The organism is Acinetobacter terrae, from assembly GCF_002135195.1.
Classification (GTDB): domain Bacteria; phylum Pseudomonadota; class Gammaproteobacteria; order Pseudomonadales; family Moraxellaceae; genus Acinetobacter; species Acinetobacter terrae.
The window spans coordinates 44,021-65,093 of the sequence record NZ_NEGF01000007.1 but is presented as its reverse complement, the minus strand read 5'-3'; the positions used below and the strand labels follow the sequence as shown (position 1 = coordinate 65,093).

The 21,073-nt window shown below is 41.5% G+C and carries 21 protein-coding genes; 16 read left to right on the top strand and 5 right to left on the bottom strand.

What is annotated here, in order from left to right:
* Nucleotides 1-8 precede the first annotated feature (8 nt).
* Entirely contained in the window at nt 9-398 is a 390-nt protein-coding gene (locus B9T23_RS09420) for a hypothetical protein (protein ID WP_067725820.1), read from the top strand.
* A 218-nt stretch (nt 399-616) separates the two neighbouring features.
* The gene (locus tag B9T23_RS09415) at nt 617-1,207 is read left to right on the top strand and encodes a LysE family translocator (protein WP_086193937.1); all 591 of its coding nucleotides are present in this window, start codon (nt 617-619) and stop codon (nt 1,205-1,207) included.
* A gap of 27 nt (nt 1,208-1,234) precedes the next feature.
* On the opposite strand, the gene B9T23_RS09410 is transcribed toward B9T23_RS09415, so the two are convergent.
* Nucleotides 1,235-1,867 (bottom strand): DedA family protein, encoded by a 633-nt coding sequence (locus tag B9T23_RS09410; RefSeq protein WP_086193936.1) that lies wholly within the window; start codon nt 1,865-1,867, stop codon nt 1,235-1,237.
* Nucleotides 1,868-2,056: 189 nt separating this feature from the next.
* Here B9T23_RS09410 and B9T23_RS09405 point away from each other — a divergent pair, with 189 nt between their 5' ends.
* The 3 genes from B9T23_RS09405 to guaA all read left to right on the top strand — a co-directional run bounded on the left by B9T23_RS09405 (nt 2,057) and on the right by guaA (nt 4,825).
* Nucleotides 2,057-2,476 (top strand): DoxX family protein, encoded by a 420-nt coding sequence (locus B9T23_RS09405; RefSeq protein ID WP_086193935.1) that lies wholly within the window; start codon nt 2,057-2,059, stop codon nt 2,474-2,476.
* Between the two features lie 145 nt (nt 2,477-2,621).
* Nucleotides 2,622-3,020 (top strand): NirD/YgiW/YdeI family stress tolerance protein, encoded by a 399-nt coding sequence (locus B9T23_RS09400; protein ID WP_086193934.1) that lies wholly within the window; start codon nt 2,622-2,624, stop codon nt 3,018-3,020.
* 236 nt (nt 3,021-3,256) lie between these two features.
* Nucleotides 3,257-4,825, top strand: a complete 1,569-nt coding sequence (gene guaA, locus B9T23_RS09395) for a glutamine-hydrolyzing GMP synthase (protein ID WP_086193933.1) — start codon at nt 3,257-3,259, stop codon at nt 4,823-4,825.
* A gap of 301 nt (nt 4,826-5,126) precedes the next feature.
* Here guaA and B9T23_RS09390 read toward each other — a convergent pair whose 3' ends face one another.
* Nucleotides 5,127-6,329 carry a GGDEF domain-containing protein gene (locus B9T23_RS09390; protein WP_228145916.1) on the bottom strand — a complete coding sequence of 401 codons (1,203 nt, stop codon included), beginning with the start codon at nt 6,327-6,329 and terminating at the stop codon, nt 5,127-5,129.
* Nucleotides 6,330-6,729: 400 nt separating this feature from the next.
* On the opposite strand from B9T23_RS09390, the gene B9T23_RS09385 reads away from it, so the two are divergent.
* From B9T23_RS09385 to B9T23_RS09375, 3 genes are all read left to right on the top strand, one after another.
* Nucleotides 6,730-7,677 carry a pirin family protein gene (locus tag B9T23_RS09385; protein WP_086193931.1) on the top strand — a complete coding sequence of 316 codons (948 nt, stop codon included), beginning with the start codon at nt 6,730-6,732 and terminating at the stop codon, nt 7,675-7,677.
* Between the two features lie 45 nt (nt 7,678-7,722).
* Nucleotides 7,723-8,121, top strand: a complete 399-nt coding sequence (locus tag B9T23_RS09380) for an OsmC family protein (protein ID WP_086193930.1) — start codon at nt 7,723-7,725, stop codon at nt 8,119-8,121.
* A gap of 98 nt (nt 8,122-8,219) precedes the next feature.
* A complete protein-coding gene (locus B9T23_RS09375) occupies nt 8,220-8,870 on the top strand; it encodes a glutathione S-transferase (protein WP_086193929.1) in 651 nt (216 codons plus the stop codon).
* A 23-nt stretch (nt 8,871-8,893) separates the two neighbouring features.
* Here the strand turns inward: B9T23_RS09375 and phoR are convergent, their stop codons facing one another.
* The 3 genes from phoR to B9T23_RS09360 form a co-directional block, all read right to left on the bottom strand.
* Nucleotides 8,894-10,252: a phosphate regulon sensor histidine kinase PhoR gene (gene phoR, locus B9T23_RS09370; protein ID WP_067725839.1), complete on the bottom strand. Its 1,359-nt coding sequence runs from the start codon at nt 10,250-10,252 to the stop codon at nt 8,894-8,896.
* A gap of 25 nt (nt 10,253-10,277) precedes the next feature.
* Complete coding sequence (gene phoB / locus B9T23_RS09365; protein ID WP_067725841.1) at nt 10,278-10,988, bottom strand: phosphate regulon transcriptional regulator PhoB; 711 nt, start codon at nt 10,986-10,988, stop codon at nt 10,278-10,280.
* A gap of 218 nt (nt 10,989-11,206) precedes the next feature.
* A complete protein-coding gene (locus B9T23_RS09360; RefSeq protein WP_086193928.1) occupies nt 11,207-11,917 on the bottom strand; it encodes a TetR/AcrR family transcriptional regulator in 711 nt (236 codons plus the stop codon).
* Between the two features lie 233 nt (nt 11,918-12,150).
* On the opposite strand from B9T23_RS09360, the gene B9T23_RS09355 reads away from it, so the two are divergent.
* The 8 genes from B9T23_RS09355 to B9T23_RS09320 all read left to right on the top strand — a co-directional run bounded on the left by B9T23_RS09355 (nt 12,151) and on the right by B9T23_RS09320 (nt 21,052).
* On the top strand, nt 12,151-12,999 hold the full coding sequence (locus B9T23_RS09355; RefSeq protein ID WP_086193927.1) for an SDR family NAD(P)-dependent oxidoreductase: 849 nt from the start codon (nt 12,151-12,153) through the stop codon (nt 12,997-12,999).
* Between the two features lie 668 nt (nt 13,000-13,667).
* Nucleotides 13,668-15,149, top strand: a complete 1,482-nt coding sequence (locus B9T23_RS09350) for a porin family protein (RefSeq protein ID WP_086193926.1) — start codon at nt 13,668-13,670, stop codon at nt 15,147-15,149.
* Between the two features lie 32 nt (nt 15,150-15,181).
* The gene (locus tag B9T23_RS09345) at nt 15,182-16,237 is read left to right on the top strand and encodes an ABC transporter substrate-binding protein (protein WP_086193925.1); all 1,056 of its coding nucleotides are present in this window, start codon (nt 15,182-15,184) and stop codon (nt 16,235-16,237) included.
* 15 nt (nt 16,238-16,252) lie between these two features.
* A complete protein-coding gene (locus tag B9T23_RS09340) occupies nt 16,253-17,503 on the top strand; it encodes an MFS transporter (RefSeq protein ID WP_086193924.1) in 1,251 nt (416 codons plus the stop codon).
* Nucleotides 17,500-18,342 (top strand): ABC transporter permease, encoded by an 843-nt coding sequence (locus B9T23_RS09335; protein WP_086193923.1) that lies wholly within the window; start codon nt 17,500-17,502, stop codon nt 18,340-18,342. The genes B9T23_RS09340 and B9T23_RS09335 overlap by 4 nt, the downstream gene beginning before the upstream one ends.
* Before the next feature lie 2 nt (nt 18,343-18,344).
* Nucleotides 18,345-19,157 (top strand): ABC transporter permease, encoded by an 813-nt coding sequence (locus B9T23_RS09330; protein WP_086193922.1) that lies wholly within the window; start codon nt 18,345-18,347, stop codon nt 19,155-19,157.
* A gap of 11 nt (nt 19,158-19,168) precedes the next feature.
* Nucleotides 19,169-20,197 carry an ABC transporter substrate-binding protein gene (locus B9T23_RS09325; RefSeq protein WP_086193921.1) on the top strand — a complete coding sequence of 343 codons (1,029 nt, stop codon included), beginning with the start codon at nt 19,169-19,171 and terminating at the stop codon, nt 20,195-20,197.
* A 21-nt stretch (nt 20,198-20,218) separates the two neighbouring features.
* Nucleotides 20,219-21,052: an ABC transporter ATP-binding protein gene (locus B9T23_RS09320; protein WP_086193920.1), complete on the top strand. Its 834-nt coding sequence runs from the start codon at nt 20,219-20,221 to the stop codon at nt 21,050-21,052.
* The last annotated feature ends 21 nt before the right edge of the window (nt 21,053-21,073 follow it).

Here is a 21,073-nt window from a genome sequence, read left to right as displayed (position 1 = left end):
GGTTTCCCATGAAAACAATGTATTTAAGCCTGTTACTGGGTAGTACTCTTTTATTGGGTGCATGTGCGACAACTGTCAAACCGACTTATGTATCACCAACGCAGTATCAAGCCTTGAGCTGCCAACAATTACAAAGTGAATATAACCGTATCCAGCAATATATCGACAGTGGCGTACAACCGCCCAAGCGTAGTGGTGTGGGTGTCGGTGTAGGCGTTGGTGGTGGTTGGGGCAGTCATGGTGGCTGGGGAATTGGTCCAAGTGTTTCAGTCAATATGGGACAATCTTCAAATACCAAAAAAACTGAATTAGCCCGTCTATTGGGTGAGCAAGAAGCTGTGGTTCAGGCGGCTCAATTCAAAAATTGCCCGATTATTATTCGCAATAAAGCTCAATAATTCATCAATTTATCACGCTGTTGTTGGGCTGTACTCGACAGCAGGGTGATAAAATCTTAGCAAAATGTTTCAATGAAATTTTATTAATATCAAATAGTTGATATTTTTTAGTGTGAAATTTAAACGTATAAGGTTATGATTTTTTAATCGAAATACTTGTCACTTTTTGTGACTTTCGTATAAGGTGTGCCACTCTTTAGTGGTGATATCAGGTATTTATGATTGAGAGTTGGCTTTTTGTGTTGGCAGTGATTGCGGTTCTGATGATTCCGGGTCCAACTAACGCATTACTTGCAAGCTCTGCACATCAACAAGGCATTGCCAAAACCAGTTTATTTATTCCAGCAAAGCTGCTTGGATATTTTTATGCCATTAATTTATGGGCATTGCTAATTCATGTATGTAGTCCAGTCTGGCCGAACTTTATTCATATTGTGCATTTTTTTAGCGCCCTCTATGTGGTTTGGATGGCCTTCCATTTATGGAAAACCTCAGATTTAGAAAAGCATAATCAACGTCATCCTTCTATCCGACCTCGACAACTGTTCTTTTCCACATTCAAAAATCCGAAAGCTTTATTATTTGCCACGGGCGTTTTACCGATTGAAACCTGGAATAATCCGACCAATTTTGTTTTGGTGTTTGCAGCATTCAGTTTGGTGTTATTGCCTACAGCAGTGTTCTGGATGTCTTTTGGTCGTGCCATTTTGGCAGGCCAATCGAAGCAAATAAAAGCCGATCTTTTATATAAAGGATCGGCCATGCTGCTGCTGTTGGGTATGTTGCCTGTAGTGATTCGTTTCTTTTAAATTTCACAGCTGTTGCAACACACCAGTTTAATGTGCCTTTTTCAGCTTTTGGCGAATAAAACCAATAATGCCGGGCAGTACACTAATAATAATGATGCCAAAAATCAGATGGGTGAAATTGTCTTTGACAATTGGCATGTTGCCAAATAAATAACCCAAGGTAATAAATGAACCGATCCACAAGAATCCGCCAATCGCATTAAAGCTGAGGAAGAATTTGTAATTCATGCTGCCTGCACCGGCAACAAAGGGAGCGAAAGTACGGGCAAAAGGAACAAAGCGGGCAAAAATAATGGTTTTACCACCATGTTTTGCAAAGAATTTCTGCGTGTAATTTAAATGCTGTTTGTTGATAAAACGTGATTCCGTTTCAAAAACACGTGGCCCGATAAATTTACCAATATGATAATTCAGGGTATCGCCCAAGACTGCAGCAGTAAACAAGAGGATCATCAGAACAAAAGGATCCATTGCACCTGTTGAAGCGGCTAATGCCCCTGCAGCAAATAATAAGCTATCGCCCGGTAGAAACGGCATAACCACCAGACCCGTTTCCACAAAAATAATTAAGAAAAGAATGGCATAAATCCAAACGCCATAATTGGTAATAAATTCGAGCAGATGGTCATCAACATGTAAGATAAAATCAAGCAGTTCCATGGGGCTACAGGCAGCAAAAATGTGCTGAAATCCTAGCAGTCTAAGGTATGAAAGTCAGTATGAAAAAGTAAATAAATTCCATTTTAATCGTTCCGTATTTGCAACGATGTATCTACAAAGTGCTGCTTTATTCAGCAAAAAAACAGCCTAGTATGAATCCATCATTAAAAATATCGAAAAGGTTGTCTCATGTTAAATCTGAATGTTGTGGTAAAAAATCTGGTTCAAGGCCCACAAAGTGATGCTTTGATTAGCCTGATAGCCCGTGTTCTTATAGCTTATATTTTTATTATGGCAGGTTGGGGGAAAATCACTGCCTATAGTGCGACTGTGGGGTATATGGAGTCGATGGGTGTACCCGGGATGATATTACCTTTAACCATTTTGGTTGAGTTTGGTGGTGGCTTGGCTTTGTTGTTTGGCTTTCAGGCGCGTTTTGCAGCATTGGGTTTGGCGATATTTAGTTTAATCACTGCTTTCCTGTTTCATGGTGGTGCTGAAGATGCGATTAACTTTATGAAAAACATGGCTATGACTGGTGGACTATTGTTCCTGATGTTGCATGGTGCAGGAAAATTCAGTGTGGATCATGTGATTGAGAAAGCATGATTGAAGCTAAAAATGAGATGACTTTAGCTTGGTCATTTCATTTTTGTAATTACATAAAAGCTATGCACAATACATAAAAGCTGCGTACAAATTGTCCGAATTTTGCTTCAATAAAGATTGATGAAGCTAGCTAGTGGAGTCAATCATGAAAAAAATGTTATTGGCACTGTTTGTTACGGGTTCAATGTTTTCCACAACATCTACATGGGCTGGTAAAAGTGATCAGGTCATCATGACTGAAGCTGCTCAAAACATGGTGACTGTTGCAGAAGCAAAACAACTCCCAGATGAAACTGCGGTCATGCTCTCCGGCACAATTGTTAGAAAAACACATAAGGATCATTATGAACTGAAAGATAGCTCGGGCAAAATTGGTATAGAAGTAGATTCTGATTTATGGAGACCGATGGGCTTGAAAGCAGGTGATAAAGTTAAGGTGATTGGTGAAGTGGATACCCATACTGGTCAACCGACGACAATAGATGTAGTTCAAATTGGAAGAATGGACAATCAATCTGATAAATGGCTCTGGTTTAACCGATAGTAATATGGAAGATGACTGGAAAAGACCAGAGCAGGAAGCAAATGATTAGGTTAAAGCAGTGCTCTCAATTAATCATTCTGAATGACAAAATAAAAAAGCACTCGAGATGGTGTTTTTTTATGCTCAAAATATAATCTAATCAATTGAATAGATGCCTTGTGCGAATAGTGTGCTTAATGCAACGAAAAATGATAGAATGCAGCGCTTATTTCGTTTGCCTTACATAGTTGTTTGTCATGACTACCAATACTCAAATCACTGAAGACCGCATCCTGATCTTGGACTTCGGTTCTCAATACAGTCAGCTTATTGCACGTCGTGTACGTGAAGCTGGTGTATATTCTGAAATGTATGCCTATGACATGTCTGAAGAAGACATTCGCGCATTTAATCCAAACGGTATCATCTTGTCTGGTGGTCCGGAAAGTGTTCATGAAGAAGGTAGTCCACGCGCACCTGAAGTTGTATTTAACTTTGGTGTACCTGTATTAGGTATTTGCTATGGCTTGCAAACCATGTCTGAACAACTTGGCGGAAAAGTAGAGCCAGGTACAGTTCATGAATTTGGTTATGCTGCGGTTGATGTTTTAATCCGTGACCAACTTCTTGGTGATTTAAACGATGGCGAAAACAAACTTAATGTTTGGATGAGCCATGGTGATAAAGTGAGTGCAATTCCAGAAGGTTTCTCTGTGACTGCAAGCACTCCAAGCTGTCCATTTGCAGCTGTAAGCGATGAAAAACGTCGTTTCTACGGTGTACAGTTCCATCCAGAAGTAACACATACTGCAAAAGGCGCAGAGTTATTATCTAACTTTGTACATAATATTTGCGGATGTCGTAATCTTTGGAACTCTGAAAATATTATCGACCTACGTGTTGAACAATTACGTGAACAAATTGGCGATCAAAAAGTATTGCTTGGTCTTTCAGGTGGTGTAGATTCATCTGTTGTTGCTGCGCTACTTCACCGTGCGATTGGCGACCAATTGACTTGCGTATTTGTAGACAACGGTTTGCTTCGTTTGAACGAAGGCGAGCAAGTGATGGACATGTTTGCGAAAAACATGGGTATCCGTGTGATTCGTGCTGATGCTGAAGAGCGTTTCTTGTCTGCACTTGCAGGTGAAGTTGACCCTGAGAAAAAACGTAAAATCATCGGTCGTGAATTCATTGAAGTATTTGCTGAAGAAGCACGCGGTTTAGATGGCGTAAACTTCCTTGCCCAAGGTACGATTTACCCAGACGTAATCGAATCTGCTGCGACTAAAAATGGTAAAGCACACGTAATTAAATCACACCACAACGTGGGTGGTTTACCAGAAGATTTAGCATTTGAATTGGTTGAGCCAATTCGTGACTTGTTTAAAGATGAAGTACGTCGTTTAGGTACAACTTTAGGTTTACCACACGAAATGCTTTATCGTCATCCATTCCCAGGTCCAGGTTTGGGCGTGCGTATTTTGGGTGAAGTGAAAAAAGAATATGCTGACATCCTTCGTTTAGCTGATGACATTTTCATGCAAGAACTTCGTGCCAGCGGTTGGTATGATAAAACTGCTCAAGCATTCGCTGTATTCCAACCAGTTAAATCTGTTGGTGTAGTAGGTGATGGTCGTCGTTATGCATGGGTGATTGCACTTCGTGCAGTTGAAACTGTTGACTTCATGACAGCACGTTTTGCACATCTTCCATATGAATTGGTTGATAAGATTTCGACTCGTATTATGAACGAAATTAAAGATGTTTCACGTGTAGTTTATGACGTGTCATCTAAGCCACCAGCTACAATTGAATGGGAGTAAAACTGGGCTTTCAAGCAGCATTGCTGCTTGCCAGTTTTACGCCAAAGGCTACGCCTGCGGCAGTTTAGTGAAAACTAAACCTCTCAATTAAAAAGGACGCGAAAGCGTCCTTTTTAATGTTATGAAAATCAAATATTCAATTAAAAGAAAATAATATCAATGACTTATGATCAATTTATTTTACTATACATGAAGTTGTTGATTGAAGAAAAACTAAATTGGGTTTTCGGCTATCCAAATTGAACTAAATTTTCATATTTATAAAATCGACCAAGACCGTTTTTATGAAGAAAATTTTTAATCATTCACAGGTATAAATAGCCACCTGATTGCGGCCATTTTTCTTGGCTTGATACAGCGCAATATCGGCATTTTTAATCAGTAAACTCAAATCATTTTGATTGGGTTGTAGTTGGGATACCCCAATCGAGACACTAAAATTGAAAAAGAACTTATCTTTAATACAGATTTGATGACTTTCAATGGTTCGGCACAATCGATTCGCGATGGTGATTGCTTCCTCCAGTGTGGTATTCGGCAGTAATGCAATAAATTCCTCTCCGCCAAAACGGGCTAACACATCTGTATGTCGCATTTCCTTACGAGCAATTTCAGCAAGCACCCGAAGGACTTCATCGCCTACATCATGTCCATAGGTGTCATTAATGTTTTTGAAAAAGTCGATATCCAGCATCAATAAACAAGCTAAATTATATTTTGGCCATTTCTGAATGGTTTGTTCAGCAACCTGTAAAAACTGTCGACGATTATTGAGTTGAGTTAACTCATCTGTATGTGCCAGTTCACTTAAAGCATAGTAGTTCCAGTCATTTAATAAAACCCGTAAAAAATTGCGTTTTGAATTTAAAGTATTATTCCAGCTGATATACATGCTGAGTAATAAAACAGGAACATAGATGAGAGAAAATAAAACAACTTCCTCTAAGCTGACCAACTGAAATACACCATAAAAAATGACCGCACTAATCAGCAAAGAGGTGAAGATTGAATTTCGAAAAGAGACTTGTACACATAAATTGCCTAATAAAATAAAAATGACAGCGGCATATATATATGTTGTCACGATTGGACTATGTGACAACATCAGAAGACTTAGCCACAATGCAGCTGCTGCCGCGACGTATATGGGAAGTAAGCTGTCTATAATTTTAATATTTTTGCAGTAACGAAAGGCGAGCCCGTTGATTAATATTGCACAGACCACAAGAATAATCCGTGAAATACCTGAAAGCATGCCAATCTCAGGGATCAGCAACCAGTCTACAAAGAAATAACTTAAAAATGTAATCTGACCAATAAAATTGACGCATTTTAAAAATTGTCGTTGGTGTTTATTTTGATAGTCCAAGTAATATTGTTGAAATTGATCCGGAATACGTGTGGCTGGATCTCGTAATTCCTGTTCTATCACTTTTTGATTTTCAACAGTACACAACTGCTTTGGTAAAATATAAGCAGTTTCATGATTTGAATTTTTATCCACATTTGTCCCAATCTGATCAGGATTTTTATCATTGTTGTTATGAGATTTTTTTTGATCTCCCCTAAACATGGAGATACCCCTTTCTTTGTGGGATTCGTAAAGCAAAAATAATAGGTGGATGAATAGAATTTGTACACCAGATAAACAATAAGCGGTTAAGGCAATTGTGACAAAATTTTATTTATATATAAAATTCATATGAATAGGAGATGAATAGCGGGGTGAATAAAGAATGAAGAGATTGTTTTATTACGGAAAATTTCAAAAATAATATTGTCCTATACATGGTATTCAGCGTATTAACTTAGCTATAGGCTGAATCTGTAAGAGCCTATATGATCATAAGAATAGATTCAGGACATTCAAGAGCGGTTTAGCCCGTACGATTCAGGATAAAAATATGACCAATAGCAACTATATAGAGCTTTCTGATTCAGATGATTGTGAAAAATACGTGAATCAATTTATTCAGGAATTTCCTTTACGTAGCGTGGAAATTGGGCAGGGAACCGTAATCAAGCGTGCTTTGCCAAGTCGCCATAAACGCTTAATTGGAGCATGGTGTTTCTTGGATCATGCCGGTCCCGTGACTTTTCCGCAAGGTGATGGCCTGGATGTTGGCCCTCATCCACATATGGGGTTGCAGACCTTCACCTGGATGATTGAAGGCACCATGATGCATACTGATAGTTTGGGCACAAAACAGTTACTTCGCCCGAAACAGGTCAATTTAATGACAGCCGGTTATGGGATTTCACATACTGAAGTTGCACCGGAAACTGAAACCCATATGCATGCTGCACAGCTCTGGATTGCGTTGCCAGATGATAAAATGAATATGGCCCCCTGTTTTGAGCACTATCCAGAACTGCCTGTGGTTGAAAAAGATCAGGTCGAATTTACCGTATTGGTCGGCGAGTTTCTAAAAACTAAATCACCGGTAGCCGTACATACGGAATTACTCGGGGTTGATTTAACGGCAAAAGAATCGACCACCACCCGAATTAAACTCAATCCAAAATTTGAATACGGTTTCATGGCCTTGGATGGGGGAGCTGTCGTGAATGGTCATGAACTGACTGAAGACAATATGGTTGTTCTTGAGCCGGGTGTTACTGAAATTGAAATTCAGCTCCATGCGGGCAGCCGTATTCTACTGTTGGGTGGTGAACCTTTTGAGTCGCCAATATTGCTGTGGTGGAATTTTGTCGGTCGTACTCAGGAAGAACTTTGCAATGCTCGTGACCACTGGATTGAACAACATGAACGCTTTGGCAATATTGCTGATTATCCTGGACCACGCTTAGAAGCGCCGGCATTCCCAGATAAAATGCGTGCCTCTAAATAAAGATAAAATTTAAAATAAAGATAACATTTAGGAATCATCCTCCTCATGGCCATTATTGCAAATGCAGAAGTACATCGCTTGGCTGAACCTTGGTCGGGCGAGATCAAGACGGGTATACACCAATTTATGACTGATAAACCCGAATCTTTTGGTGGGCAAGATAAAGGTCCTGCACCTTATGATTTGATTTGTTCAGGTCTGATTTCTTGTACCATGATTACGCTGCGCATGTATGCCAGTCATAAAGGCATAGAGCTGGGGGAGTTTTCTGTTGAAGCTGATTTTAATGCCAATAAAGAAGGCAAAGAATGGATTGAACGTCGTTTGTCTTTTGCGCAGCCCTTGTCGGATGAGCTAAAGCAAAAGGTTTTAGAGATCAGCAATAAAACGCCAGTGACCAAAACATTATTACGTAGCCTAGACATTAATACTGTACTTGTCTAAGTTGATGAACAGATCGAAATGACATTTTGTGTAAAGCAGGATGTCATTTTTTTAGGGCTATGCGTATAGTCAAAGCAGAAAAAATAGAGAGCAAAATAATGATTACATTGCACCACTTAGATCAATCGCGTTCTTTTCGAATTTTATGGGCGTTAGAAGAACTGGCTTTGGATTATCAGGTTAAATTTTATAAACGCTTACCCACTTTTGCTGCCCCTCCAGAATTAAAACTGGTTCATCCTTTAGCCAAAGCACCGGTATTGACCGATGCGGATCAAACCATTGCCGAATCTGCGGTGATTTTGCAATATCTGCAAGAAACCTATGATCAGCAACAGCAATTTAATCTGCAGAATAAAAAAGATCAGCAGCAATATCGCTATTGGATGCATTATGCGGAAGGTTCATTGATGCCTTTACTGGTGATGCAGTTGGTGATGAGCAACGTACCCAAACATGTACCATGGCTGGTAAAGCCGGTCGCGAAAAAAATTACATCAGGGGTAAAGGCAGGATTTATTCAACCGCGTTTAAAAGATCATATTAACTATCTGGAAGATTATCTGGCTAAGCATGAGTACGTGGCAGGGGCATTTTCTTTTGCCGATATTCAGATGGGTTTTCCGCTAGAAGCCCTGCAGTCGAGAACATCAGGGTCATATCCTTATATTGCGGCCTATGTAAAACGTTTGGCGGAGCGTCCGGCTTATCAGCGAGCAAAGTTTAAAGAACAGAATCTAGCTTCTTAGATTGAGCTAGATGTACTGTACGTCTAGCTCATGTGGTAGAGGCGTTCTTTAGGGAAGATTACTTTAAAGGTTGAGCCTTGGTTTTCTTTTGATTCGATTTCTAAGTGTGCGCCATGTTGCATGAGCACATGTTTCACAATGGCCAACCCTAAACCTGTTCCGCCAGTTTGACGGCTACGGGCACTATCGACACGATAGAAACGCTCGGTTAAACGCGGCAGATGTTTGGGATCAATCCCGATCCCGGTATCTTCAACAGTAAAGATACCGTGCTCGCCATCATCATGCCAACCCATAGTAATGGTTCCGCCCTTAGGCGTGTATTTAATGGCATTGGTAATCAGGTTGCTGAAGGCGCTGGCAAGTTCGGTATCTGAACCAATCAGGTCACAATGACTGTCGATATCTAAATTCAGCGTGTGGTGATAGTCAACGTTGTAGGCTTGAGCATCATCAAACAGCTGGTTCATCAGACTCGGCATTTCAATAATCTGATTTTTGGCAATTTGCTTGTTGCTTTCTAAACGAGAGAGCAACAATAGGTCATTGACCAAGGCATTCATACGTCTGGTTTGTGCTTGCATCTGGTCAAAGGCACGTTTCCAACGTGGATTTAAATCTTCCTGATCGGTAAAGGTTTCAATATAACCACTGAGTACGGTCAGGGGCGTACGCAGTTCATGGGAAATATTGTCGACAAAGTCTTTACGCATTTGTTCCAGATTATGCATGCGGGTGACGTCATAGGCCACCAATAGACGGCTTTCACCACCAAAACGAGTCATTTTGACTTGCACATAATGGTCTTCAAAGGCTGAAGATTTCATTTTCAAGCCATCAGGTGCCTCGTCAATATGGTTGAAATATTGAATAAAATTCGGCTGACGCAGCAGGGTTAAAATATTACGCCCGCGATCTAAAGGCTGTATCCCGAGCAACTTTTCCGCTGCGGGATTCCACCATTCAATTTGGTGTAATTCATCAATCAAAACCACGGCTTCGGCCAGGGCAATCAGTGAAGATTGAGCACGATCAATTAAACCGACCATTTCTGCCTGAACAATACGTTCTTGGCGCTGGGCGCGATAAACATTAAACAGCAATGCGCCCCAGATGCCATCCAAGTTGGGCGGAACATCATAAGGGCGGTTGGAAATCCATTCATTTACCAAATACAGTGAACGGAGTTGCAAAGCAAAAAATATCGCGAAAGCGATGAAAATAAAAATCCAGAAATACCCAATCCCGATACCCATTAAACCTGCAATTAGCAGTAAAAAGGCGAGTAAACGTAAATCTTGCTTGGCAAAAGTCCATAAACTGCTGTAACGGAATCGTTTATGTTCTCGTGCAATTTCCGGGACGGGGTAGGGTTCATACATAAAACGCAATTTACCTAAAAAACGACTAACCTAAAGCGACATCCGCGCGGGTCGAAAAACGATAACCTGTGCCACGAACGGTTTGTATATAGCGGTCTACCCCAAAAGGTTCCAGCACTTTACGTAAACGGCGAATATGCACGTCAATGGTACGGTCTTCAATATATACGTTACCACCCCAAACCTGATCAAGCAATTGAGCACGGGTATAGGCACGTTCGGGATGAGTCATGAAGAATGCCAATAAACGGTATTCTGTGGGACCCATCTCTAAAATATTATCAGCATAACTGACGCGCTGGCTGACCGGATCAAGCATTAGACCATTGGCATCAATGGTTTTTTCACCACTTAAGGCATTGGCACGACGTAATACCGCTTTAATACGTGAAACCAGTTCTCGAGTCGAGAAAGGTTTGGTCATATAGTCGTCTGCACCCGCATCAAGACCTTGTACTTTATGGTCTTCTTCGCCACGTGCCGTCAGCATAATCACTGGAATTTCATTTAAGCTCTCGTCGCGTTTTAAGCGGCGGCACAGGTCAACCCCGCTGATACCACCCGGTAACATCCAATCTAGTAAAATAAGCGCAGGGCGTTGATCCACGATCATTTGGTGGGCTTGTTTGGCATCTTCTGCCTGTAAGCATTGAAAGCCTGCCATGTCTAAAGATGTGTGAATCATCTCTCGAATGGGAAGTTCGTCATCGACGATTAATATATAGTCATCTTTCACAACGCAATATCCTATTTGATGTTAACGGTGAACCGTTTTGTATTTATGACAGGCTTATTACAAAGATTAATTATGACAGTATCATTGCAGAAAAGGGCGATAGGCCAGTTTTCGCAAAGAAATGTGACAATTTTTATAGTGAAAAATGAACAATTTAAAATAAATCAGTCATCTAAATATAATGAATTCAACATATTGTATGAATTTCAATCTAAAGATTAAGATGAACTTTCTTTTTTCATTATTTTTTCTTTTTCTGAAAAAGTATCGAGCAAAGATAGAAAAACGATACTACAAGACGATAAAACCTCTTGCATCGATTGTTTAAAGCCACTGACCACCCAGCGAATCGCAATTTGAGTGACATAGCCATTCAAACCTGTTGCGACTAAAGAAATTTCACGTTCAGAACGGTCAATATGCGGCATCATTAACATGACAAAGGCATGAATCATACGGTCAAAACGCAACATGGTTTCATGAATAGTGGCTTGATTATGCAGCTCCTGAACCAGCATGGCATCGATATAAATAATCCGTGCCATACGTGGATTATCTTTTAATGTAGTGAGTAACGCCGTTAAGCCGGATTCAATCATTTTTCGCGGATCGGTCGATGCCTGCATGATGGCTTGCATGACATTGTGCTGCAATTGATCGATTAATTTTAAAAAGATGGTTTGAAAAAGCTCATCACTTTTCTTAAAAGATTCATAGAAATAGCGTTCAGTCAGTTTGGCTTCATTACAAATATCTTTTACCGTCACCGCAAAAAAACCATGCGTGCCATAGGCTTCAATGCCCGCTTCAATCAGCTTTTCACGACGTGCTTGTTTGCGCTCAGTTAAAGACAGGCCTTTAAATTGACGTTCTTTGGTTTTTGACGGCTTATTTTGTTTTTCTTCAAGATTTTCGTGTTGTTCAGTCATAAATATGGTGTGCCGAATTAAATCTGGGTTTTGCCCTATGTTAACAATAATTTATTCACAGACCTATGCTGAAAATGGCCAGATGGTCTTTGATCTTGCTATTGATCATATATTATATTGACAATGAGTATTGTCAAAATTATATTGGATGGATGAACTGCACATCATCACCACAGAAAAACAATCGAGATGTTTAGGTGAATGGTGCAGAAAAAATTGGAAAAGGATGAGTCATGAAAAATTTTAAAAATAAAGTCGCAGCAATTACCGGTGCGGGTTCAGGTATTGGTCAGCAATTGGCTGTACTTTTGGCAAAGCAAGGTTGTCATTTGTCCTTAAGTGATGTGAATGAACAAGGTTTAGCGCAAACGGCTGAATTGGTAAAACAAAGTCATGTACGTGTAACCACCCAAAAACTGGATGTGGCTGACCGTGATGCCATGAAAGAATGGGCTGCGGATACCGTGCAAAATCACGGTTCAGTCAACATGATTTTTAACAATGCGGGGGTTGCACTGGGTTCAACCGTTGAAGGGGCAAGTTACGAAGAACTGGAATGGATTGTGAATATTAACTTCTGGGGTGTGGTCTATGGCACCAAAGAGTTTTTACCTTTAATCAAGAAGTCCGGTGAAGGGCATATCATTAATATTTCCAGTCTGTTTGGTTTAACTGCACAACCGACCCAGTCTGCATATAATGCCACCAAATTTGCGGTACGTGGTTTCACTGAATCACTGCGTCAGGAACTGGACATGGAAAATTGTGGCGTGAGTGCGCTATGTGTTCACCCAGGCGGTATTCGTACCAATATTGCCAATGCAGCCAAGATGAATGACAGTATTCGAAGCTTAGGTATGCATCCGGAAAAATCGGCAGAATCCTTTAATAAATTATTACGTTGCCCACCAGAAGAAGCAGCACGTCAAATCATTGAAGCGGTGCAAAAAGATAAACGCCGTTTATTGATAGGTAATGATGCCAAAGCCATTGATTTGATGCAGCGCATTTTGCCGACCGGTTATCAGCGTGTCATGGCATTCGCTACAAAATTAGGCAATAAAAGCAAGAAATCTGCTTAAAACCAAAAGCGCTTAAAAACCCGCAAATGGCGGGTTTTTTTATGCCTTAAAATTGCGGTTTTCGAATATCCCAAAAGTATTTTTCCTTAAGTTTTAGCTTATAAATTGGAGCTGTAGCGGGTACTCGAAAAAGTAGCCTTATATCTAAAAATAAGAAATAAAAATAAAAAAACCAGCTGAATTTAAATAAGCAAGTGTTGAAATATCAACACACATACCGCGTTAAAACCAACATGTTTAGTTGGAATAAAATTAATAAATTGCGTTAAAACAATAATTTATATAGTTGGCATGGTTGTTGCGAAATAACAAGAACGAAAACATGAAGAATAGGCCAAAACCTATGCGTAATTTAAACCATTTAAAAGCAAAACCGCAGTGCTTGAGTATAGCCAACATGACTTCAGCTCATTTAGTGATGTGCATGACCATGTGTGGCTATACATGCTGTCGCTAACAGAAACTAATTTAAAAAAAATGGCTGTTGGATGATCTTGATTATTAATCACGTGAATCATCCGAAGTTCGTTTCAGGAAATAAAGAAAAACTGAAAAACAAACAGGCCGCATAACCCGTATTTCCCACGCACTACATTTACCTCAAGTCCTTGGCTTGGGGTTGGGGCAGCTTTGCGCTTTGGGGCACAAAAAAGAAGTGAAATTAGAGTATGAAAAAAACATCGTTAAATCTTGCAGTGGCATTGATTTTATCTGCAACCAGTCAATTGAGTTTTGCCAGTGATGCTGACTTAAAACAGCAGCTGAGCAGTTTGAAACAACAAATTGAAACCCTTCAACAACGCTTAAATGCTGTTGAAGCACAACCCCAAGCCAAAGCTGCTGTCGTTGCACCAGTGAATGACAGCGTAGACAGTTATAGCAGTGAAGATGCCGAAGGATCTGAATTGGCTGCTGGTCCAACACCGGCAACCTCAGATGATATTGAAGGTGTACGTTCCGATTTAGAAAACTATAAATATGATCAGTCGCGTCAGTATGAACGCCAAACAGTGAAGTCAGCACGTGATACGACTTTATTCGGTACGGTGCAACTGCGTGCCAATGTGCAAGACAATAACACTGCACCCAATACGCCAAAATCAACCTTTGATGTCGGTACGGCACTACTTGGGGTGCGCGGTAATTTATTTAAAGATTATAACGAAGGAAAGAACCTCGATTACCAAGCCTCTTTTGGGTATTCAAAGCGTAACGACGGCACCAACAACAGCAACTTTAACTTGCTCGATGCTTACTTACGCTATCACGTGCTGTCGACCAATGGTGGCGCAGAGGTCTCTAAATTAAACCTAACCTTAGGTCAGCAATTGCTGCCATTTGGTCTAGACGTGCAGTCACCTGAAGATTTACGTCCAACCATCAGTACAGCAACCGCACCAACTTATTTGGGTTTATTTACCCGTCAAAATGGCTTGATTGTTCGTGGCGATGCAAAGCCATTTGTCGACTACGGTGCGAACTACCGTGCGCCGTTGTTTGAATATGCGATTGGTGTGACCAACGGTAATGGCAGTAACAAAACCGATGACAATAACGGCAAAGATTATATTGGTCGTGTGGCATTTACCTTACCTGTGGACTATGCAAGTTGGTTACGTGAATTCAAAGTTGGCGCGTCTTATATCAAAGGTGAAGCCAAACTTTCTAGTCTTGGTATTTTAGACAATAAAGCAAAGCGTGACCGCCTTGGTTTTGACGTCTATTACAATCACGCACCGTTTGGCGTGACGTATGAATATCTACAAGGCAAGACTGATTACATCGACACGACTGCACTTGCTGTAAAAGAAGCCAAAGCAGAAGGGCATACCTTTACCGCGTTCTATACCTTGGGTGACCAGTTCTATAACAGTATTAAATCCAATGCCAAATTTGACGATTTCTGGCCGAAATCGATTCAAGGTTACTACCGTTACGACAGCTATAACCCAAATAAAAATCAAAAAGATTACTTAGATACCGCGAGTGGCCGCATCGGTGAATACGACATTCATTCACTAGGTTTAAATCTGTTTTTTGCCCAGACCACCAAATTCCAGTTACAGCTCAATCATTACATCTATGACATTGAGGCTGCGACACAGAAAGACACCAATGAACTGCAAGCGCAATTCCAATACACATTCTAATTCAATCATTTAATTCTATAGGACCGTTAAATATGAAACTTTTTTCTAAAAAAATAGCCGCAACATTCTTGGCCTTATCGGCACTGGGACTCAGCTTGCAACTGCATGCAGCCAATCCCAAAGAAATCCGCATTTCTATGTCAGGTGCGGGTGAAGGTGGTAAGCCTAAAACAGGGGGTAGCTTTGTCGCTTCAGCGCATTTACGCGGTGTATTAGAGCAAGAATTTAAGAAAGATGGCATTGCTGTGAAGTGGTTATTCTTCCCAGGTGCAGGCCCTGCAACCAATGAAGGTTTAGCCAACGGTAAAGTCGATTTTGCTTTACATGGTGACTTACCTTCATTGGTGGGTCGTTCTACTGGACTTAAAACTAAGGTTTTGTTCTCAACCGGTCGTTTTGGTCCAACCTATGTGGTGGTTCCTGCTGGATCAAGTGCTAAGTCTTTTGCTGATCTAAAAGGTAAGAAGTTTTCAATTTTTAAAGGTACAAATCAACAAATCGTTTTTAACCGTGTCTTGGCGAAATATGGCTTTACCGAACGTGACCTACGCGTGATTTCGCAAGATGGTTATTCTGCGCGTACATCTCTAGCAACAGGTGATATTGATGCCGCGATTACTTCACCATTTAGTTTGGTTTCACGTGGAGTCGCAAAAACTTTAATTGAAATTAAAGATCCTAAAGTTGCCCCGATTGCACATTTTTGGGTAACTGAAAGTTTTGAAAAACAATACCCAGAAGTGACACAACGTGTCGTCACGACACTGATTAAACAAGCACAGTGGAGTTCGGAAGAAGCCAACCGTGTCACCCAATATAAGCTTTGGTCACAAAGCGGTATTCCATTGGTCGACTATCAAAAAACCTGGGATGGCTGGAACCTAAAAGATCGTACCAATCCATTGCTAGATGAATTTCATCGTTCACAAATCGACAGCGCATTAAAAATTGCCAAAGATGCAAAACTCATCCGCCGCGATGTGGATACCAAAACCTGGTACGAACCAAAGTATTTAAACAATGCTTTAAAAGAACTGAATTTGCAGAACTATTGGCGTGCATTTAATGCCAATGGCCAGCCAAAATAATTCAGGAATGTGGTCATGAATCCGATTGAAACAAATGTTGTCTCTACCCCTTTAACCGCGAAATTCATGAGCAGTTTTGTGCTGCTGACGATTATCGCCGGTTTAGGGGTTGGGGTTGCCCGTATCTTGATTTCATTGTACGCCGTGCAACTTGAAGCGACAGAGCTTCAGCTTGGATTGATTGCTGCAGCACAAAGTGTCGGTATCTTGTTTATGGCGCTGCCGATTGGTGTTTTGGTGCAGCGCCTGGGTTCCTTAAAAGTTTTTAGTATGGGCAGTGTGATTGGTGCAGCTTTATATGCACTGACACCGCTGCAGGAAAGTGCTTGGTATTTACTCATTGTGACGGCATTGGTGAGCTTTGTTTTACCGATGCGCTTTGTCTCAATTAATACCGTTTTTCTGAGCAATTTAAAACGTCTTGGGCCGGCCAAAGCAGGTTGGTTCCGCGGTTCTCACATGATGGGTTTTTTCCTCATCGCACCTGTTTTAACGGTATTACTGATTCAACAGTTTGGTTATGGTGGCAGCTTTTACTGCGTGGCGTTGTTATTTTTGGCAACCCTGATTTTTGCGCCATTTTGCTTTCAGCAGATTCATCAAACCGCAGCCAATGCACCGAGCTTTCAATGGCGTGATGTGGTTGCACCACTGGCATTACTGAAAACCCATACAGCTCTGCGCATGGTCTGTGCTTTAGAGTTTTTAAGCAGCGTAGCGAATAGCTATTTTGGCTTTTTCATTGTGGTTATCGCCATTCAAAGTTTCTCACTGTCTGAATCTGTAGCGGTAATGTTACTCACGACACAAGGCATTGTTTTTGTCGGTTCGTTATTCACATTGGGTGGCTTGGCTGAACTGATTGGTTATCCGAAGTTTTACTGGATCGGACTGAGCTTAATTAGTAGCTCATTACTGATTTTAGCCTTTACCTCAGTCACTTTTTGGATGTGGCCAGCATCACTGATGTTAGGACTCGGTTTGGGCATGTTGCACATTGCCAACTTTATGTCCTTTGCCAAAGTGGGTGAACAAACCGCAATGGCAAAAATCTCACCCATCTTGGCTTTAGTTGGTCCGGCAGGTGGCTTGTTTGGCGGCTTTTTAGGAGCAGCCTTCGGTGCCAGCATCGGCTTACAGAATTTATTTTTCCCAATCGGTCTGGCCTTTATCGGACTGATTTTAGTGATCTCTCGTGATCAGGCGTTTCTCTCTTTTTTAAAACCTGATGATTTAAAACATATAGCAGAAGGACAAGAATCATGAGCCTTACGAATGTAACCGCACATTCGGTACAGTGGCAAAGTTACCGTAGTGCATTTGAATTTTTTAAGAAATACCTAAAAGTAACCTTGCAATTGGCTTGTGGTCTACTGCTACCGGTGTTGTTGTTGGGTGTTTGGTATGTGGCAACAGTGCAGCACTGGTTGCCAGAACAAATTTTGCCTGCGCCGCAATTGGTGTGGAGCACAACCGTTGAACTGTGGCAATCGGGTGATTTGCAATTTCACTTTGCCACCAGTGCTAAGCGTATTTTATGGAGCGTCTTACTCGGTGTCAGTCTTGGACTGAGCCTTGGGATCTGGTTTGCTTTATCACAACGCGCGCAAAGTTTTGTTTTACCGAGCATTCATTTGCTTACGCAATTTCCGATCATTGGCTGGATTCCACTGTTAATGATTTTCTTGGGCATTGATGAAGCCTTGAAGATTGTTGCGATCTCGCTTGCGGTGGTTTCTCCAGTGTTGATTGCAACCTTTAAAGGTATTCAACAAGTACCGAACCGTTTGCTTGAAGTGGCGCAGGTTTATCAATTCTCTAAATTTCAGACTTTTTCCAAAGTGATTTTACCGGCAAGCCTACCCGCCATTATTAGTGGCTTACGTCAAGGTGTGATGCAAGCATGGTTAGCCTTGGTGTTTGTGGAATTACTGGCAAGCAGTGAAGGGATTGGCTTCCTGATGGTTTGGGGACGTCAATTGATGCAGATGGATATTATTTTCATGGGCATCATTTTAATTGGCATCACGGGCTTTGTTTTGGACAGCGTATTGGCTGCCTTTGAACGCCTTGCTCGTTTTTACGCAACACGAGTAGGGGGCTAATCATGTCAGAACTCAGTCTTGAACAATCCAATATTCCTGCAAATTCAAACTTGGACAAAAGCATTAAAGTACTGCAAGCCTTGATTTTACCGATCGCATTTATTGCACTTTGGTCGCTGGCGTCAGCTTTACAGTGGCTCGATCCTAAATTGATTCCATCGCCAGTCACGGTATTAACGGGTGCTATCCAGAGCTTTAGCCAACCCGAATTTTGGCAAGGCTTTGCCGCAAGCCTCGGTCGTAACTTCACCGGTTATGTGATTGGTGCAAGTCTAGGGGTGGCTTTTGGTGTGGCACTGGGCACAACCCGTTGGGTCAATTGGTTATTTGCACCGGGCTTTAACGTATTACGTCAGGTGTCACTGTTTGCATGGTTGCCGTTGATCTCGACCTTTTTAGGCTATGGCAACGGTGCAAAAATTTTATTTATCAGTCTATCGGTGTTTTATCCAGTGGCATTACACAGCTTGGAAGGTGTCAGCAGCATCAGCGCGAAATACAGTGAAGTCGCAAGAGTCTATCAATTTCCGAAACTGTATACCTACCGCAAACTCATTTTGCCGGCAGCGAGTCCACAGATTTTTGTCGGTCTGCAATTGGGTTTAATTTTCGCGTGGTTGGCAACGGTGGGATCAGAATTTTTACTGGCAAATTACGGCGTTGGACTCGGTAATTTGGTCATTCGTGGTCGTGAGCAATTTAATGTGTCTTTGATTATTTTAGGCATGCTGACCATTGGTTTTGTCGGGGTGATTTTAAACAGCATCCTCAGCCGTATCGAACGTAAAGTACTGCGCTGGCAGCAGCGGAGTTAGGAGAAATAACAATGAAAATACTCCCGAAATTTTGGCAAAAAGCCCTGTTGGCAGCCGTCATAACTAGCAGTTTGGTGGCAGGTTGTACGACGCAGAAGGTTGATAAAACCACGTCAAAGGACGTGACGCATTTACGTTATCAAAGTTATCCAGGTTTGGTGTCGCTGCCTGAATTGGCGCAGGACTTGGGTTACTTGGGCAAACTTAAACTGGATTACGTCGGCACAGTACAAGGTGGACCACAAGACTTACTCACTTTGGTGTCCGGTGACGTCGATTTTGCTTCAGCGTTCAATGGCGCCGTGGTGAAAGTCATTGCTGCGGGTTTAGATGTGGTGCCTGTGATCGCATCTTATGGCAGTGATGAAGACATGAACGTGGGTTTTTATGTTTTAGAGAACAGCCCGATTCGTAGTCCACGCGATTTTATTGGTAAAAAAGTCGCAGTGAATGCCTTTGGTGCACATTATGAGTTTGTCGTAAAAGATTATTTATTGCGTCACGGTTTAACAGAAAAAGAAATTCGTGAGGTTGAATTGATTGTCTTGCCACCTGTCAGCACCGAACAAGCGCTCCGTAATGGTCAAATTGATATTGCGGTGTTCTCGGGGATTTTAGAAAAACGTGCACTTAAAACTGGTGGAGTTCGTCCAATCTTTAAAGATGTTGAGCTGTATGGTCCATTTACTGCGGGCAGTTACGCGATGCGTAAGGATTTCATGGCAGAGCATCGTGATGCAGCAAAAACCTTTGTGAACGGTGTGGCTCGTGCACAAGAGTGGTTGCATCACACACCAAAAGAACAAATTGTGGCACGTATGGAAAGCATTATTGATAAACGTCAGCGTAATGAAACCAAAGTGTTGATTCCGTATTACACGGGAACTGGAGTGAAAGATGTCGGCGGCGTACAAAAAAATCAAGACTTCGAGCCATGGGTGAATGCCTTGGTGCAAGAGCAAAAATTAAAACCGAATCAATTGAATGTGAGCACGCTGTATAGCAATGAATTCAACCCTTATGCAGCACAGAAAAATTAAGATTAGAAAAGGAATACAACAATGACCAGTGCCTTAAATTTAGATCATGTGCGTAAGGTTTTTCCTGCGCAGAATCATCCCAATAGCAAAAATTATAAACCTGAATTTGTCGCGGTTGAAAATGTCACTTTAGATATCCAACACGGTGAATTTGTTTCCATTGTGGGGCCAAGTGGCTGTGGTAAATCAACCTTACTTGACCTGATTGCTGGACTGACTAAGCCATCTTCGGGGCAAATTTTACTCAGTGGTAAGCAAATTACTCAGCCAGGTCTGGATCGCGGCATTGTGTTTCAGCAATACGCACTTTATCCATGGCTGACTGCTTTAGAAAATATTGAATTTGGTCTGGAAGCCAAAGGCGTGGACAAGAAAACCCGTCGGGAAAAAGCCCAGTATTATCTGCAATTGGTGGGGCTTTCAGGTTTTGAAAAGCATTATCCGAATGAGCTTTCAGGCGGGATGAAACAGCGTGTCGCGATTGCGCGAAGCTTAGCGTATGAACCTGAAATTTTATTGATGGATGAACCGTTTGCCGCACTGGATGCGCAAACCCGTGAAACCTTGCAAGAAGAACTGATTAAGATTTGGCAAACCTCGAAGAAGACCATTGTTTTCATCACCCATAGTATTGATGAAGCGATTTTCCTCAGTCAACGCGTGGCGATTATGACCTCAAGACCGGGACGGATTAAGGAAGTCATCGACATTCCAGCCAGCCTGAAAGCCAAAGGTGAGGATATCCGTTCAACGGCTGAATACGGCAGAATTCGTCATCAAATCTGGTCGCAGCTCAGCGAAGAGGTGATTAAGGCGCAAGCACTCGAAAAAGACAAACAGCTTGCTCACGCATAAATAAATTAGAGGATTATTCAT